This is a genomic window from Vibrio sp. 1249-1 (assembly GCF_033340495.1).
The window spans coordinates 122,962-139,721 of the sequence record NZ_JAWOWJ010000002.1 but is presented as its reverse complement, the minus strand read 5'-3'; the positions used below and the strand labels follow the sequence as shown (position 1 = coordinate 139,721).

Below are 16,760 nucleotides of genomic sequence, written 5' to 3'. Positions count from 1 at the left end.
CCAAAGTGTACACGTGTGTACAGTGGGGAGACTTTAGGTGTACACAACAGTGTAAAGACATTAACGAAAAACTACCAAAGACGTGGGACAGCCAGCCTAGGCAAACAGTCTATTGCTTTCTTCTTAGCCTTCATATCAACCGTACCGTATGCTGCTCCGATATTAGCCGGAGCGTGACCAGTGATAGCATCACTAACAGAATCAACTACTCCTAGACCACGCAAAGCTGTTCTCAAAGAGTGCCTAAACGAGTGTGATGGCTGCTTGGTTATGCCTAACCTCTTGACCTGTTTACTCCACCACTTACCAATAGCACCAGACCTTTTACCGTGTTTGTTTGGCTTGTGCTCAGGGAATAGAAACTCTCCACAGGACGCCACATAATCCAAAAAACCCAAATCAATGAGATGATCATGAATCGGCACTTGTCGAACTGACTTAACGTTTTTTACGTTCTGCTCTTCACCCTCACGAACATAAATAAAGTGAATACCTTCGTCTGATCGTTGTATATCTGAACTTCTAAGTTGAACCATTTCTTCAATCCGAGAACCCGTATATCTGCATAGAAGAGGCACCCAATAACAAGCCATGCCATAAGGCTTACTAGCAGTAACATCAGTGAATATATCTAGCTTAAATAGCTGATTGATCTCGCTAGGCGTAAACCCTTTAGCTTCAGCTACCGCAGACTTATTCTGTACTTTAGGAAGTGTTACGCCTTTGTATGGGTTGACGTCTATCAAACCAAGCTCAACAGCATAGCCAAATACAGGAGAAGTCTTTCTGAGAATAGTCTTAACGGTTGAAGGAGCGATTGTTTCAAGCCCTTTTGTTTTAACAAGCTCAAGCTGCTCAGGTATTGATTTGTTTCTAATCTCTTTGGCTTTAGACTTAGGCAATTGTAACAGGGTATCTTTGTATTTTGAGATATGACCTCTCGTTACATCAGCAACGTCTAGATCCCCTATTATCTCTATAAGACGCTCTATCTGAGACTCAACCTCTGCCAAGGATTGAGAAGCTTTGCCATTAATAGATGCAGACTCAAGGTAACGCTTCAATAGGCTCGAAATGGAGTTCTGAGATGGTTTCAAAGTCCTAGACGGTATCTTATCAGGCTTAAGTACTGAAAGGGACTCACTAGCGATTGGAGTGGTCACTGGCTCATACCCAAAGTCTCGCTTGTGACGAGCCAAACAGAGAGACTCAACTCGACGGGCGTAATCGTAAAAAGCGTAAACCAAACGTCTATATGAAGCGCTTGTCTCACATACAACTAAACCTTCTATTTTTAGCTGTTCTTCAATGAAATCTTTCAAGCCTTCCAAAAGCTCTTGGTATTCTACTTCCGTAGCTTTTGATGCATCTAGACCACTAAACTCAAATGTGTCAGACAAGCCGAATACGTGGAGACGCTTATCGCCCTCAACGCCATACCATTCATATCGAAGATAGCAATCATAGTTACCATTACCATCAACCTCATCTTTGACACGTAGATACCAACGCTCGGCAATGATCGCGCAATCACGGACATTAAGCTCAATATCAGATGAATTAGATAGCTTTAAATTAGCGAAGTCGATTTGCTTGAGCGCATCATCAAGATGCTGAGGAAAGCGCTGCTTTGCTTCAGAAAGGTTTTTCGTTTGAAGAGATTTCTTGAAGACTGTCTTACCGATTATAGGAACCAGCTTTTTTGGGACAGCCATTCTAAAGTAGTAAACACCAGTTTGGGGATGCTTATAAGGACTTGCCATGATGTTCGACATTGTACCTACTCTTTGTACCAGTAGGCAGCTTACATTAAAACACCAAACCCCTGTATTATAAGAAGTTCTTACACTACAAGGGCTTATAGAATGTGGCGGTGAGTGAGAGATTCGAACTCTCGATACGTTGCCGTATACACACTTTCCAGGCGTGCTCCTTCAGCCACTCGGACAACTCACCGAATCAAATTTTGGTTAGCATCATTGGCTAACGAGGCGCTAATTTAATGATTATGTGCCTGATGGTCAAGGCTAAACATAAAAAAAAGCGCCCTTTTCGAATCGATTGCTCACTAAGTAACTAAATTGAGCAAAACTGGGGCATTTAGATGCTTTGAGAATAACCGGGAACACGGAACCAACGGCGGCACATGTCCAAGAAGTACCCATACAACACACCCATGCCACAAGAAATAACAGCGTTACTTGCTACTGCGGTCACAATTTGATCTGTAGATGCGCCAACTGCGAATAAGATACCCGCATAAACTGGAGATTGAAATAGTACATAAGCGACCAGATCAGAGATATTCTTCATAAAGGAAGACGGTGACACCTTACTACCTTGATGCAGCACCCAATCACGAAAAACCCCATACGGCCAAGCAATGGCGATATTCACTGGAATCGATAGCGTACGCGATGCTAGAGATTGCTCAAATGTCATCCCTGAAATCAAAATCTCGACAATCATCCCTGTGATAAAGCAAAAAACAACCATAGCAAAGGTATCCGCTGCGGCGTGACGAATACAAAATGGTCCACGAGACTTCATTTACAAAACCCTTAAAATCAAACACTGCAATTAATGAAAATAATAAAACTATTAACCACCAAAAAGACATCAAGCCAGTTAATGATGCAATTAGAACACACAAAAACTAGCTTATGGCTCTGTATTTAAAATTAAGTTGTAAATTTATAACCAACTTTTAAAGTAAAAGTAGTTTTTTTCACCAATGGCGAGTAAAAACGCCTAAAATCACGTAAAAATGGTACAAAAACACGGATTTCACTTACATAAAAAGGGGTTACGATAATTATTTTGACGTAAAGTTAGAACAAAACTCGGACCGAAAACAGTCACTCCTATAGCTTATGCTACCAAGCTGCGAAAATTCAGAGTATTACCGATATAATCACAGTAGAAGGTCTTGCTGTTTTACTCGTAAAAGTAAAACTGCAAGCCTGTTCATTGCGGGTTAGAAGAGTTTGTCACGAAGCTGGATGACGTATGAATAGTAAGAACAATTCACAGTTGCGCCATATTGATTAAATTATGGTGAGGCCAGCAAAATCGTTAATGTATCGATATCATCTTGGTCTGGGGATTGCTGACGCTTTAAGTTACTTCTTATCCGTTCGGCGACTGAAGAAACGTCGCCACTGAGTTCAAGGGGAGCCTCCGCAATGATCGCTGAAATAGCCTCAAGTGCTTCATTAAGATGTCCATTATCTAGAGCGACATAGAAGTTGAGTAACCACTTTTCAGCATTAAAGCTATCTGCTGCATTTCCATCAAAGTCCGATTGGTACTGATATAACTGTGTCGCATGAAGATACAGTGCATCATTTAATTCAGACTCCACTATTGGTTTCGCTATTATGTGATCTGCTCCTACATTAATCATACGCTCTTGTGTTTCTTTGAACACATCCGCTGTACAGCCAAAAATCAGTACCGACTTAGCAGGTGAACTCATTGCTCGAATGGCTGATATGGCCCCAACGCCATCTAGAACAGGCATATGATTATCCATCAGTATCAAATCAAATGGTTTGATCGCAACCTCATCGACTGCAAGCTGACCATTTTCGACACTTGTGCACTCAAAGCCCTTGGCTCGGAGGAAAGTTTCCATAATGATCGCATTTGTTCGGTTGTCTTCAACAATGAGTGCTTTCAACCCTTTACAGTTCAATTTATGTGTATTGATTGACTCTACTTTACCTGGCTTGCAAGGTGTAAGGGCAATTTCGACAGTAAAAGTCGTTCCAGCGTCCTCCTGACTCTCTACAACCACTTGCCCACCCATATGTTCCGCGATTTCTTTGACTATTGCTAAACCAAGCCCTGTTCCACCAAACCGTCTAGTCGTTGATGACTCCGCTTGCTCAAAAGGACGAAAAATGCGTTTTTGTGCCTCTTTTGAAATACCAATTCCTGTATCTTTTACCTTTAGTATCAGCTTGGTGCCTGCCTTACTCGATTTCTCGGCTAGCTCTACCTCTACGATGCCACGATCGGTGAACTTAACAGCGTTATTGAGTAGATTGAACAGTACTTGACGCAAACGGGCTTTGTCATTGTTGTACCAACGACCCGTTGGTAAATGCGAGACTACTCTAAAGCGAAGACCTTTTTCTGCACATAGAGTTTGATAAACACTCTTGATACTGCCGATAATCGACTCAATTGGGAAAGGCTTATTTTCAAACTCAACATGCCCTTGTTCAATTTTTGAGTAATCTAAAATCTCATTGAGTAATGTCATCATGTGATCACCTGAATCATAAAGTGTTCTCAGGTGCTTACGTTGCTCATCGGTAAGTGGTGTTTTTAACAGTATCTGGGCAGTTCCTAGTACACCGTTCATTGGTGTGCGAATCTCGTGGGACAATGTGGCTAAAAATGCCGTTTTAGCGTTTGTCGAAGCCTGAGCTTTTATTCTCTCCTGCTCCAAATAGATCGTCTTTTCATTGAACTTCTCGATAAGCTGTCCGATTTCGTCATCGCTATCGTACTCAATATCTATGATCCCACCTGTTTTAGAGTCGTCAATCTTAGCGGCAATGCGAACAATTGGTTCAACAATATAGCGATTCAGTAAGTAGTAACCGACCAAGACACACAAGAGCAAAAATGGAATGATCCTCCCCTCAACGCTCATCACTTGTTCAAACACTTGATCGGCGACTTTAGCTTTTGCGTTGACAACTTCCATGCGCCAGTCGAACTCTCCGAAATCAAGCTCGCTGACATAAATTTCGTCCGTCAGTAGAAAGTTGTGTTCAATAATCACGTTTGAGTCAGCATCGCGAACCACTACCCCCAAAGAATGCTGGTTCGTGTGCTCTCGAATAAACTGAAAAAGTGCATCAAGTGATAGGTCTACCGTTACAACTCCAGCGAATCGACCGTTTTGGTAGTACGGAGAAGACGCGGTAATCATCTGGACCTGAGTAAAGGTATCGATGTAAACCGTAGACCAACTAACAGAACCTACCGGAGCATCGGCGGCAGCGACATACCAGGGTTCATTATCATAACCGCCAGATTCGGGGTTATTGTAGGAGTGAATTTGGTCAATACCACTATCACTGTTTTTATTGAAGAATAGACTTTTATATCTCCATTGTTCTGCTTTGAGTTCGGGTTTAGGCCATACGCCACCACTAACAAGCATCTTGTCACTCAATTGAAGTATATGTGGAATTATTGTGTTGAGAGATTGAATATTTTCAGTCCCTTGGGCTAGCCCTACTAAGCTGCTCAATACACCTGTAGAACTGAGGAGGGGCTCTTTGATCTCAAGAGCCAGAAGTTGGGTACGTAACTCTAGGTTTTGCTCTAGCTTTTGTCTAACCGGTGGCTCAACAACCAAATAGGCGACAGAACCGATAGTGGCGATAAAGAAGCACAGGTAAAGTGTTAGGGCGAGAATGCTTTTTTTTCTAAGTGATGAGCGAATTTCCATAGATGTGTGAATCATTCCCTAATATCGATTTATCACTAATTGATTGGTAAGATGAGCGCAATCAACCAGCCCATTAACAAATGGTATTCTATTTTGAAACTACAAGACATCCTTTCTCTCCCAGAACTTGACGGTAAACTACTAAACCTAGCAAAAACTCAAGGCTTTGTAACAGCGATGGCTGCAGCGCCAAACGTATTAATGCCTCAAGAGTGGTTGCCATTCTTATGGGGTGGAGAAGAAACAGCGCCATTTACTGACGGTGAACAACTAGAGCAGTACATTGACGAGATTGTACAAATGTGGAACCAAACTCGTCCCGCTCTCCTAGAAGGCACTTGGCAGTGGCCTGCAGGGTGCGCGCTAGATGAGCAAGACATTGTAACAAGTCAGGCTCGCGATTTCTGTGAAGGTGTATTACAAGGCTGGCAACTTGCGCGTGATGACTGGGAAACGTTGATGCCTGAGGATAGCGAAGATAATGCCCTACTCGGTGGTCTTTTACTTTCTCTTACTATGCTTTACGACCCAGAAACAACCATTGAAACATTGGCCGAACAAGGTATGGAAGGCTTAGAGCAGTTTGAGGAAATCTTCAATGCAATGCCAGTGATGTTATGTGGTCTTACCCAGCGCGGTGTTGCATTAGCTGAAGAACAATAGACGCAACGCTGTCGACCATCAAGATTGAACGGCTGAATAGACAAAAAGCTCTCCAAATGGAGAGCTTTTTTGATCATGTTAAAATTACATGTGGAATATACCGCGCCATATCTTGAGTCACTAAGCTACTGTCTTCCCTAATCGAAATACCGGCAGCTCTATCATTGACCAACCAACTGCCAATTAACGTATGGTTTTGCCCAAACTTAGGTAGTGGATGGTATTGCTGGACGATATTAAATTTAGATTCATAAGGCCCTGACGTTTTAACAAAACGTTTTCCATCGATGACGATCTCGATGTTCGCGCCCTCTCGAGAAAATAGTGGCTTGATGACATAATCTCTCATAGTGTTCGCTTTTGAATCGTTAGCAAAATAAGCGGGCAAAAGGTTCGGGTGGTTAGGAAAACGCTCCCACAATAACGGTAAAAGTGCTTTATTGGATAGAATCGACTTCCACATCGGTTCTAACCAGTTTACGTTCGCAGTCGCTAAGTACTTCGCATATTCCTCTTCAAACATAAACTCCCAAGGGTAAAGCTTAAACATCCAACGAATCGCTCTGTCGTCAGCATCCACAAACAGACCATCTTCCGTCACTCCAATATCTTCGACATGCACGAATGCCGTTGCTAACCCTGCCTCTCGCGCGCAATCCTCTAAATACTGGACAGTCCCTTTATCTTCTTCAGTGTACTTGCAGCAGCTAAAGTGAAGTGTTTGTCCTGGTTGGTATTTTGCTATTTCGGCAAAGCGCTCGATCAAAAAGTCTTGAAGAATATTGAATTGATCCGCGCTCTGGTGAACTCGACCTTTATTTACAACATCTTCTAGCCACACCCACTGCCAAAAGCCAGTTTCAAACAAGCTGGTTGGCGTATCCGCATTGTTTTCCAGTAATTTTGCTGACGAGGTCCCGTTGTACGCGAAATCCAGCCGCGAATAAAGCGAAGGTTCGCTTCGTCTCCATGAAGAAGCGACCTGCTCCCACATAGATTCAGGGATCGCACATTGCGTCAGCAACCGCTCACTCCGAACGACTTCATCCACAATAGCCAGGCACATCTGATGCAGCTCTTCAGTGGGCGCTTCTATATCGCGCTCAATTTGCTCCAGCGTGAATTGATAGTAAGCACTCTCATCCCAATACGGTTGGTCATACATGGTATGGAAACCAAAACCAAACTGGCGTGCTAATTCACGCCAGTTTTCGCGCTCTTGTATTTCTCGTCGAAACATAGTTCTTTTTAACCGCCTCGACTGACCGACACCGCTTTACCAAACCCGCCTCGAGACATCGCCCTGCCAATGGTGCCGCCACCACGTTTATTAAGGCTATTCGTCGCAACTTTGGTCGGCTGATTTCGGTAGGAGCCAAAGAATTGTCCTGCTCCATTATAGAATTTGGATTTATAACGGTACATCGGCTCTGAGTAATAGCTCTTGTTATAACCTTTCAACCCGCTTAATGAGCGACTGTAAAAAAAACCGCCAAAGTTAGGTACATAAGCTCGGGAACTGGAACTGTAGTAACAATCATCCTCGTAGAAATCATTCTCGCATTCGAACTCGCTGCGGTAGCGAGGGGCATTTTGTTCGGCACGAGCTAAAGCTTCTTGGTATGCAATGTCACACTGTTCACTAAACTCAGGCGAGTTAGATTTACACTCATCAGCATCAGAAAAAATGTACCCTTCTGTTTTTGACTCGTACGTAGCAAAGAAGAAAATACCACCAAAGGCAGCAAAGGGAAGAATTTTCCCAAGCTTTAAGCTTTTGTCCATGGAAGAACGTTTAACGTTAGAACTCCGCTTCATCGTTCCTCCTAGTAGGTCATGCACGCGGCATTCAATACGCCAACCGAAACAGAAACTGCTGCTAATACGATACCGGCTGGCAGTTCATCTTTTTCGATACGCTCTGCCACTTTCGGAAGTAAAATAAAGCGTACAATTGCAAATGCGATAATTTGAGCAAGCATTGCGACAACGCCCCACACCATAAAATCGACGATATTGACCGAGTTTTTTGCCGCCCCCGAAATCGCGAGACAGTAACCAAGGAAAGCCCCACTTAGCGCAATCGCTGCTGCTGTATTTTGTTTTTCTTTGATCAGATGCCACTCATCGTATGGCGTCAACTTGACGTAGATGAACTTAAACGCCAATACAAAAATAATAGAAACAGAGAAATAGAGTAAAAAGTTTGGGAAGCCTGCTAACAGGCCGGCAATCATGTGCATTATTGTTCCTTGTTCATTTCTTTCCAGGCAAAATCTTCAATACGTTCATCTGCAATGTAAAACAGCTTGGTACTCGCGGGTACTTCAGCATCTAAATCTGGGTTGAGTTGAATACCATCGCCAATATCAAAAGCAATCAGCGTGGCATGATGGCGTCTTTTGAGAAAAACGAAGAGATTCTCAATAGTGGTGGCAGACTGCCCCTCAGGATAAATAACTGAGTATTGCGTCATACCTCGTGTTGAAGCCAAAAGCTCCTGATGAAGCGCACTTGAGCCCGGGTCAACCGCCGCTTTTGCCAACATTTCTGCGCCAACAGCAGGTATGCATTCCGCTTTCGGGCAATGCTGACTTAGAAGTCGGCCTAGCGCTTCATCTTTAAAGTAAGCGACCAAATGAGCGGAAGGGTTTACAGATGCGCAGTATAGAGCGGCTGACAAGGTAATGTCGTCCGAGAGATTATCCACAATAATGCAAGCGGCTTCGGCAATATTGGCGTTTTTCATTTCTTGCGAATCGGTATAACTGGTCACTTTGATAAAACTGATTTCGCCAGGTAACGGGTTCTCTATTTCTGAACGGCTGCATAAAACAATCGGACGCTTTCCCTCTTCTTCATGTTGTAACATGCGAATAAGGTGCATCGTTCTCGATCCATTCCAGCCCAACAATACAATATGGTTTTCCACTCTTACTCTCCGTTTTCCTAAAATACCCGCTCGCCAATAGTCCATCGCTACTCCAGCGACACGCCCCAATAATGCGGCGAATAAGCTCAAACCGCCGGGGATTACAAATAGTACGACAACCCATTTACCCAAATCTGTTACAGGAGAATGGTCGCCATAACCCACCGTACTCGCCGTAACCATGAGGTAATAGATAAAGTTAGCGAAACTGTCTGTTAATGCGGTTTCACCAGCGAGAACCAGCAGCCACCATGAAAGGCTCACATATAAGCCACTAAAGATGAGAAGGCTTCGGTTGCTCAATTTAAAAAGGTGGGAACTAAGCCACTTTTTAACTACTAACCACACCGCCATAAATTTATGACCTCGATATTCATTGATTGCATCAATAGTAACTCATTGATAGTAAGACACAAAAAAACCAGCCATATTCGGCTGGTTTTTGAGATTTACTTTCAGTTACGCCTACTTTTTAAGCATTACCTTTCACTTGCATATTTAGCTGCTCAGCAAAATCTAGCATGCGGTTAAGCGGTATAAGGGATTTAACACGCAGTTCTTCGTCAACAAAAATCTCGTGCTCTTCACCACCTTCACTAAGCGCTTTCTCAATTGCTTTCAAACCGTTCATTGCCATCCAAGGACAGTGTGCACAGCTGCGACATGTTGCGCCTGCACCTGCGGTTGGCGCTTCGATAAGTTCTTTCTCTGGCACAAGTTGCTGCATTTTAAAGAAAATGCCTTTGTCTGTCGCAACGATCATTTGTTTGTGAGGAAGCTCTTTCGCTGCTTTGATCAGCTGACTCGTTGATCCAACGGCATCGGCAAGTTCTACGACGCTTGCTGGTGACTCAGGGTGAACCAAAATAGCCGCATCTGGATACACGCTCTTCATTTTTCGTAGCGCATCAGCAGAGAACTCATCATGAACCACACACTCACCCTGCCAAAGCAGCATATCTGCGCCAGTTTTGTTAGCGATGTACGATCCTAGGTGACGGTCTGGTCCCCAAATAATTGGCTTATCTTCAGCGTCTAAGTGTTCCACGATTTCAAGCGCAATGCTCGATGTAACGACCCAGTCGGCACGGGCTTTAACCGCTGCTGAAGTATTTGCGTAAACTACAACCGTATGATCAGGGTGAGCATCACAAAACTCGCTGAACTTATCCGCAGGACAGCCAAGGTCGAGCGAACATTCCGCTTCCAACGTTGGCATTAGAATGCGCTTTTCTGGTGTCAGAATTTTGGCCGACTCGCCCATAAAGCGAACACCACCAATAATCAATGTACTTGCAGGGTGACGATTACCAAACTTCGCCATTTCCAACGAGTCACCAACAAACCCGCCAGTGTCTTCAGCTAGGGCTTGAATCTCAGGGTCGGTATAATAGTGCGCGATAAGTACCGCATCTTTTTCTTTGAGTAACTTTTTAATACGCTCAATGTAAGATGCTTTTTCTTCTTCGCTTAATGGAACTGGTTTCGGTGGGAATGGGTAAACAGTGTCGATTTTATCTAATATATGGCTCATTGCTCTTGCTCTACGCAACTTCCTTTAATCCGAGTATTGTAACCTCGTTAATTTTCAAAAACCAACTTGTCGCGGGGATTTCTAGCGGTCTAGCCGTATATCTTTGTTACAGGTAGCATTTCCGAGTAGCGAAATTCGGTGCAACATAAGGTCAGAGGCTCTGCATCATTGCTATCGACTTAGCCGTTCTGCACCAACAGAAAATGGAAAAGAAAAAGGAAGCCGAAGCTTCCTTTTTAAAACATAACGTCTTACAGCTTAGAGCTGGCAAGTTTTGCAGATGCACTACCTGGGTATTCATCAACCACTTGTTGGTAGTACTTTTTCGCTTGAGCTGCATTGTTATTACGCTCAGCGATTTCGCCTAACTTAAGCAACGCATCGGCTCGCTTATTGGAGTCTTTATAAGACACCACAGCGGCAAAACTTTTCACTGCATCCTCATCCTGCTTTTTAGCGAAGTACAACTGACCTAACCAGTAGTGAGAATTCGCTGAATATGTAGAATCAGGATAATCTTTCTGGAACTGCTGGAACGCTGCAATTGCGCCAGTGTAATCACGCTTTTTGAGAATGAGGTCAACTGCATTCTGATATGCCGTTTGCTCATCAACATTTGGAGTGTACTGGCCACCTGTTTTCACAGGTTGTGCTTCTTGTGCAGGTGTGGATTTTATCTCTCCACGAACACGATCCAGCTCGACAAACAACTCACGTTGACGTTGCAACATTTGTTTCATTTCGTAGCTATTTCGCTCTAATTGACCACGCAATTCACTGATCTCTTGTGACATTTGGTCAATTTGCTGTTGCATTTGGAGCTGAACGCGATTGCGATTTTGTAGCAAACGTTCTAGACGTTCTACTTCCGTTTCAGATGAACGGCTCTTAGAGACAGATGATGTGCTGTTGAGATCGGATACTGGAGCTGGTGCAGCGAACGCAAAGTTCGCTGCACTTGCCAGTAACGTAAGCGCAACAGCGCGCTTAGTGTTACTGAACATGAGGATTACCTCGAATTAGTATACTAGAACCGCGCGACGGTTCTTAGCGTAAACTTCATCTGATTGACCTAGAAGAAGTGGCTTCTCTTCACCGTAGCTAACGATTGAGATTTGGTCAGCTTGAACACCTAGTGCTTGTAGGTAGTTCGCTACTGCTTGTGCACGACGCTCACCTAGAGCAATGTTGTACTCAGGTGTACCGCGCTCATCAGCGTGACCTTCGATAGTTACGTTAAGTGCTGGGTTCTTGCTTAGGTAAGAAGCGTGAGCCGCTAGCATCTCTTCGTAATCTGCTGCAATTGTTGAGTTGTCAAAAGCAAAGTAGATTGTTTGAGTTTCACGTAGCGCTTGCTCTTTTAGCTCTTGCTCTGTCAACTGACCGCTTTGATCAATTGGCGTAGCTACTGTTGTTTCCACTGCGCCATTGTTGTTTGTTGCTGCACCAGTGTTAGAAGCAGCGTCGTCGCTTGAACTACACGCTGTAACAGCCATTACAGGAAGCGCGATTAGTAGCCCTTTTAGAACCTTGTTCAGTTGCATCTTATTTTCCTTTATTAATCAAACTTATTACTACAAAAACGGTGACCATGCAGGCGCTCGAACACGCCCATTTGTTGCCGGTAATCTAGCTTTGAATCGACCATCAATTGACACCATCGATAGTACGTTTTTCTTGTTGTAAATCGAGCTATACACAACCATGCCACCGTTTGGGGCAATACTAGGAGACTCATCAAGCAAGGTCTTAGTTAAGACTTGAAGAGCACCAGTTTCCAAATCTTGTTTCGCCAAATTAAATCCTGCGTTGCTGCGGTTCACCATAACTAGGAATCGCCCATCAGGAGTAATCTGACCACCCAAATTTTGGCTGCCTTGCCAAGTCAAACGGTCAATAGAACCGCTGCCCAAATTTACTTGATAAATCTGTGGTTTACCACCCCTATCCGATGTGAAAATCAACGATTTTCCATCCGGATGCCAGAACGGTTCCGTATTATTTGATCTGCCACGCGTAATTTGCGTCAGCTTACGAGTGTTAAGGTCAAACGTATAAACATGAAGCGAGCCTGTTTTAGAAAGAACAATCGCTAACTTATTGCCATCTGGCGAAAATCTTGGCGCACCATTGTGACGTGGGTATGAAGTAATTTTCTCACGTTCACCGGTGTAGATGTTCATGATGAAGATTTCTGCTTGGCCATTTTGGAAGCTAACATACGCAAGCTTTTTACTATCTGGTGACCACGCTGGTGACATTAATGGTTGCTTAGAACGTAAAACCAGACGCTCATTATAGCCATCGTAATCAGCGACTCGAAGTTGGTAAGGGAAACGGTCTTTATCGTTCACTACCACATATGCGATACGAGTCATGAAAGCGCCACGGTCGCCAGTTAACTGTTCATACACCAAATCAGAGATACGGTGAGCGTACTCACGCATACGAGGCCCTTGAACAGTGGCTACTTTATTGAACAGCACATGATCTTTTGACAGAACCAATTCACCGTCACTACCAAGCGCCTTACTCTTCCCACCTGTTAACTGACCACGCACAATATCAACAAGTTGATAGTTGATAACGTAGTCACCTTGGTCGTTTTGCTTGATTGAACCAGTCAATAGCGCATCCACACCTAAATTGGTCCAAGCATCAAAATTAACTTCTGATTCACTGAACGGTGTTTGTGGCATTTTGCTCGTTGGAACTGGGCTGAATTTACCACTACGTTGTAAATCCGAGGCGATAACAGCAGAAACATCCGTTGGAAGCGCTTGTGTGCCCTCCCACTTAAACGGAACAACAGCAATTGGTCGTGCTGAATCAATACCATCGGTAATGACCAACTCTAATGCGGCATTCGCCACATTTGTCATACTGCTAAACAGTACAAACATTCCTAGTAAAAGGCGTCTAATCACGTCTTATTCCTTTTAGTCCAAAGCAACAGTTATGTTGATGTCTTTTAGTCTTTCATTGACCGCTGATTCTGAAGATTTAGGGAACGTCCCTACCTGAGCTATTGCTCGCTTCGCCGCAGCACATACTCGAGTATCGCCACTCAAAACGGTAACACCAGAGACCATCATATCAGTTCCTGTCGGAATCAATTTGATGTTTACCCTACACTCCTTTCCCAGCAAGTAGTCATCCTTAATCAGCTTTTGCTGAATATTTTGAGTATAGATGGATGACATACGAGAAAGTTCGTCGTCAATAAATTGATTGCGCGCAGCACTGTTTTTACTGACCTCATCCTCGAGACCCGCAAAAATATCATCTAACGCGGCTTCTTGAGCTTTACGCTCACGCTCGGCACGCTCAGCTGCTTCTCTCGCTTTACGCTCTCGCTCCGCTGCCTCTTTTGCCGCTTTCTCTTTTGCAATGCGCTCTTGTTCAGCTTTTTCAGCAGCTTCACGCTCACGACGTGCTTTTTCTTCCGCTTCTTTTGCTGCTTTTTCACGAGCCAAACGTTCTTGCTCAGCTTTTGCTATAGCCGCTTCTTTTGCTAAACGCTCCTGCTCAGCTTTACGCACGGCTTCTTCTTTTTCCTTGCGCTCTTTTTCTAGCTTAGCAGCTCGCTCTTTTTCTTTGCGAACACGTTCTTCTTCCTGCTTGCGCTCTTGCTCTTTTTTCTTACGTGCAGCTTCTGCTTCTCGCGCCGCTTGAGCATCTTTCGCTTGCTGCTCTTTCAACTTGCGAATTTGCTCTTCTTCAGCTTTGCGGTTTTTTTCTAGCTGCTCTGCTTCGCGTCTCAGTTTATCAAGACGCTCTTGTTCTTTTTTCGCTGCCTTTTCGCGTTGCTGGCGAATTTCTTTCGCTTGTTGCTGCACAAGTTTTGGATCGATGACAACAGCTTGAACCATTTGCCCTGTAGGCTCTGGTTTAGACATGTTGAAGTCCGTCCCCCAAAGCAGGGCTGCAACTAGAATTGCATGCAAACCAACCGATATTGCTATCGGTTTGGCGTATTGGTTGGGTTTCTTCTTGTGATCTTTCATAGATAATTGATGTCTATTCCCTGATATCGGTCATTAGACCTACCTTAGGGATACCAGCTCGACTTAGTTCATCTAGCAATAGAACAACATCGGCATATGGTGTTGCCGCGTCGCCACCTACCGCAACTGGTGAATCCGGCTTAACCTCTCGCTCCGCTTTCACTCGCACAATAACATCTTGCAACGACAAACCTCGCTGAACTTCTTCATCATTTACGCTTAGGCCTAAATTACCCTCGCTATCAATTTCGATGATAATAAAGCTACTGTCAGTCTCGCCAGCAAGGTCTTGCATAGATTCTGCGGTCGATGTTTTCGGAAGATCAACGTCGACGCCTTGAGTCACAAATGGAGCGGTCGCCATAAAAATGATCAACAGTACGAGCATTACGTCGATATACGGAACAACGTTGATCTCCGCTGTCATTTTTCGCTTTTTAGGTTGATAACCCGCCATGCTTTATTCCTTATCCGCGCTGTCTCGGCCAGCCATCGCTTGACGATGAAGGATGCTGTGGAATTCTTCAGAAAATGTTGCGTAAGTGTGCTCTAGTTTACTCACTTTATTACTTAGGCGGTTGTACGCCATTACTGCCGGAATAGCCGCAAATAGCCCCATCGCTGTCGCGATAAGTGCCTCGGCGATACCCGGTGCAACCATAGACAACGTAGCTTGCTTTACTTCACCCAGCGCAATAAAGGCGTGCATGATGCCCCAAACGGTACCAAATAGGCCGATATAAGGGCTTATAGAACCGACTGTTGCCAAAAACGGTAAGCTTGTTTCTAGCTCATCTACTTCACGAGAAACAGCAACGCGCATTGCGCGGCCAGTGCCTTCCATGATGTAAGCTGGTGAATTTGCGTTGCTCTTACGTAGGCGAGCAAACTCTGTAAAACCTGCGTAGAAGATTTCTTCTGTGCCTTCAATTTCGTCTTTACGCGCTTTTACTTTTTGGTAAAGCTGAGAAAGATCAGTACCCGACCAAAATTTGTCTTCAAACTGCTCTGCATTTTTTGATGCTTGAGAAAGCACTTTGCTGCGCTTGATGATCATTGCCCATGACACAATTGACATGCCAAGCAACGTCAGCATCACAAGCTTTACCAACAGACTGGCCTGAAGAAAGAGATCTAAAATGGAAATATCAGCAGTCACTATTTGTTAGCTCCGAATTTATAAAGGTTGGAATAGCTATTGGTTTCATTTTCTTATTATCGATACATGCTACCTTAACCGAGGCCTTGCACAATATCTTGCCTTGATCATTGACCAACTCTTGACAGAATTGTAGAGAAGCACGTTTTATTTCTGACACTCGGGTTACGACTGTCAGATGCTCGTCCAGCCTAGCCCCTTGGTTGAAATCGATATCCATGTGTCGGACAACAAAGCCGATATTTTGTTCCAGTAACACATGTTGAGAAATGCCTTTAGCACGTAACATCTCTGTCCGTGCGCGCTCAAAGAATTTTAGATAATTAGAATGATATACAACACCGCCCGCATCAGTGTCTTCATAGTAAACAGTGATCGGCCAGTGAAAGAGATTTGATGTGCCTTGCAAGGGAGTACCAATATATTCAATTCTTTAAAGTAATTACTATAACTGAAGCGACAGCAATTGGTACCGAGCTAAGGAAATATTTTTGAAATTTGTAGAAAAAATAAAAGCTAGGCGAGATACCTAGCTTTTATTCGATGATTTAGTAACCGACTTTATTACAGCATATTTCAGCCTAAATGAAATAAAGTGCCGTTAGATAAATTAAGATAGCTAACGAGAAATAAGGACTAAACAAAACTTGCCAGTACCAGTTTCTTGGCTTGAAGCCCACCCCATACACCATGCTTGAACATACAGACCAAATCAGTGCTGGTGCGATGATTGAGTTAAAACCACCAATTGCTTGATGGTAAGCTTCAGGGTCCCACATCACCAATCCTACGTGCATAAAGCCAAGGATGAGAGATAAGACTCGTAGCAGAGTCTTATCCATTGGTGCGTGAAGTTTCGCTACCTTATCAGCGAGGTTACTCACTGTCTTTATCCATCATTTCTGAGTGCTCTAGCCAAAGAGCGTTGATGATACCGAATGCACAAGCAAGTAGTACACCTAGAATCCATGCGAAATACCACATAGTAAATG

18 protein-coding genes and 1 tRNA gene are annotated in these 16,760 nt (G+C 43.9%); 1 reads left to right on the top strand and 18 read right to left on the bottom strand.

Annotated elements, in window-relative coordinates:
- Positions 1-71 precede the first annotated feature (71 nt).
- The 4 genes from R7Z50_RS04130 to R7Z50_RS04115 all read right to left on the bottom strand — a co-directional run bounded on the left by R7Z50_RS04130 (position 72) and on the right by R7Z50_RS04115 (position 5,473).
- Positions 72-1,775, bottom strand: coding sequence for a site-specific integrase (locus R7Z50_RS04130; protein ID WP_318148890.1), 1,704 nt, complete (start codon positions 1,773-1,775; stop codon positions 72-74).
- A gap of 93 nt (positions 1,776-1,868) precedes the next feature.
- Positions 1,869-1,956: transfer RNA gene (locus R7Z50_RS04125), tRNA-Ser, on the bottom strand.
- A gap of 144 nt (positions 1,957-2,100) precedes the next feature.
- Positions 2,101-2,550, bottom strand: coding sequence for an L-alanine exporter AlaE (locus tag R7Z50_RS04120; RefSeq protein WP_054575116.1), 450 nt, complete (start codon positions 2,548-2,550; stop codon positions 2,101-2,103).
- Positions 2,551-3,052: 502 nt separating this feature from the next.
- Entirely contained in the window at positions 3,053-5,473 is a 2,421-nt protein-coding gene (locus R7Z50_RS04115) for an ATP-binding protein (protein WP_258479503.1), read from the bottom strand.
- 51 nt (positions 5,474-5,524) lie between these two features.
- Here R7Z50_RS04115 and R7Z50_RS04110 point away from each other — a divergent pair, with 51 nt between their 5' ends.
- Positions 5,525-6,136 carry a YecA family protein gene (locus tag R7Z50_RS04110; protein ID WP_203345782.1) on the top strand — a complete coding sequence of 204 codons (612 nt, stop codon included), beginning with the start codon at positions 5,525-5,527 and terminating at the stop codon, positions 6,134-6,136.
- A gap of 73 nt (positions 6,137-6,209) precedes the next feature.
- Here the strand turns inward: R7Z50_RS04110 and R7Z50_RS04105 are convergent, their stop codons facing one another.
- From R7Z50_RS04105 to cydX, 14 genes are all read right to left on the bottom strand, one after another.
- Positions 6,210-7,376, bottom strand: a complete 1,167-nt coding sequence (locus R7Z50_RS04105; protein WP_203345781.1) for a glutathionylspermidine synthase family protein — start codon at positions 7,374-7,376, stop codon at positions 6,210-6,212.
- 8 nt (positions 7,377-7,384) lie between these two features.
- Positions 7,385-7,954, bottom strand: coding sequence for a DUF1190 domain-containing protein (locus tag R7Z50_RS04100; protein ID WP_025766906.1), 570 nt, complete (start codon positions 7,952-7,954; stop codon positions 7,385-7,387).
- Positions 7,955-7,962: 8 nt separating this feature from the next.
- Positions 7,963-8,379, bottom strand: a complete 417-nt coding sequence (locus R7Z50_RS04095) for a DUF350 domain-containing protein (RefSeq protein ID WP_005378281.1) — start codon at positions 8,377-8,379, stop codon at positions 7,963-7,965.
- On the bottom strand, positions 8,379-9,422 hold the full coding sequence (locus R7Z50_RS04090) for a potassium channel protein (protein ID WP_258479491.1): 1,044 nt from the start codon (positions 9,420-9,422) through the stop codon (positions 8,379-8,381). Before R7Z50_RS04090 ends, R7Z50_RS04095 begins: the two co-directional genes overlap by 1 nt.
- Positions 9,423-9,540: 118 nt before the next feature.
- Positions 9,541-10,602, bottom strand: coding sequence for a quinolinate synthase NadA (gene nadA, locus R7Z50_RS04085; protein ID WP_064367997.1), 1,062 nt, complete (start codon positions 10,600-10,602; stop codon positions 9,541-9,543).
- 251 nt (positions 10,603-10,853) lie between these two features.
- Positions 10,854-11,606, bottom strand: a complete 753-nt coding sequence (ybgF, locus tag R7Z50_RS04080) for a tol-pal system protein YbgF (RefSeq protein ID WP_005378285.1) — start codon at positions 11,604-11,606, stop codon at positions 10,854-10,856.
- Between the two features lie 15 nt (positions 11,607-11,621).
- Positions 11,622-12,146, bottom strand: coding sequence for a peptidoglycan-associated lipoprotein Pal (gene pal, locus R7Z50_RS04075; protein WP_005378293.1), 525 nt, complete (start codon positions 12,144-12,146; stop codon positions 11,622-11,624).
- A gap of 30 nt (positions 12,147-12,176) precedes the next feature.
- A complete protein-coding gene (tolB, locus tag R7Z50_RS04070) occupies positions 12,177-13,529 on the bottom strand; it encodes a Tol-Pal system beta propeller repeat protein TolB (protein ID WP_318148889.1) in 1,353 nt (450 codons plus the stop codon).
- 12 nt (positions 13,530-13,541) lie between these two features.
- Positions 13,542-14,609: a cell envelope integrity protein TolA gene (gene tolA / locus R7Z50_RS04065; protein ID WP_042522108.1), complete on the bottom strand. Its 1,068-nt coding sequence runs from the start codon at positions 14,607-14,609 to the stop codon at positions 13,542-13,544.
- A gap of 13 nt (positions 14,610-14,622) precedes the next feature.
- Positions 14,623-15,066, bottom strand: a complete 444-nt coding sequence (locus tag R7Z50_RS04060) for an ExbD/TolR family protein (protein ID WP_005378298.1) — start codon at positions 15,064-15,066, stop codon at positions 14,623-14,625.
- 3 nt (positions 15,067-15,069) lie between these two features.
- Complete coding sequence (gene tolQ / locus R7Z50_RS04055; RefSeq protein ID WP_005378301.1) at positions 15,070-15,768, bottom strand: protein TolQ; 699 nt, start codon at positions 15,766-15,768, stop codon at positions 15,070-15,072.
- Positions 15,758-16,177 (bottom strand): tol-pal system-associated acyl-CoA thioesterase, encoded by a 420-nt coding sequence (gene ybgC, locus R7Z50_RS04050; RefSeq protein ID WP_017820044.1) that lies wholly within the window; start codon positions 16,175-16,177, stop codon positions 15,758-15,760. The genes tolQ and ybgC overlap by 11 nt, the downstream gene beginning before the upstream one ends.
- A 172-nt stretch (positions 16,178-16,349) precedes the next feature.
- Positions 16,350-16,652: a cyd operon protein YbgE gene (gene ybgE / locus R7Z50_RS04045; protein WP_005378304.1), complete on the bottom strand. Its 303-nt coding sequence runs from the start codon at positions 16,650-16,652 to the stop codon at positions 16,350-16,352.
- Complete coding sequence (cydX, locus tag R7Z50_RS04040; protein WP_000270284.1) at positions 16,645-16,752, bottom strand: cytochrome bd-I oxidase subunit CydX; 108 nt, start codon at positions 16,750-16,752, stop codon at positions 16,645-16,647. Before cydX ends, ybgE begins: the two co-directional genes overlap by 8 nt.
- Positions 16,753-16,760: the final 8 nt, after the last annotated feature.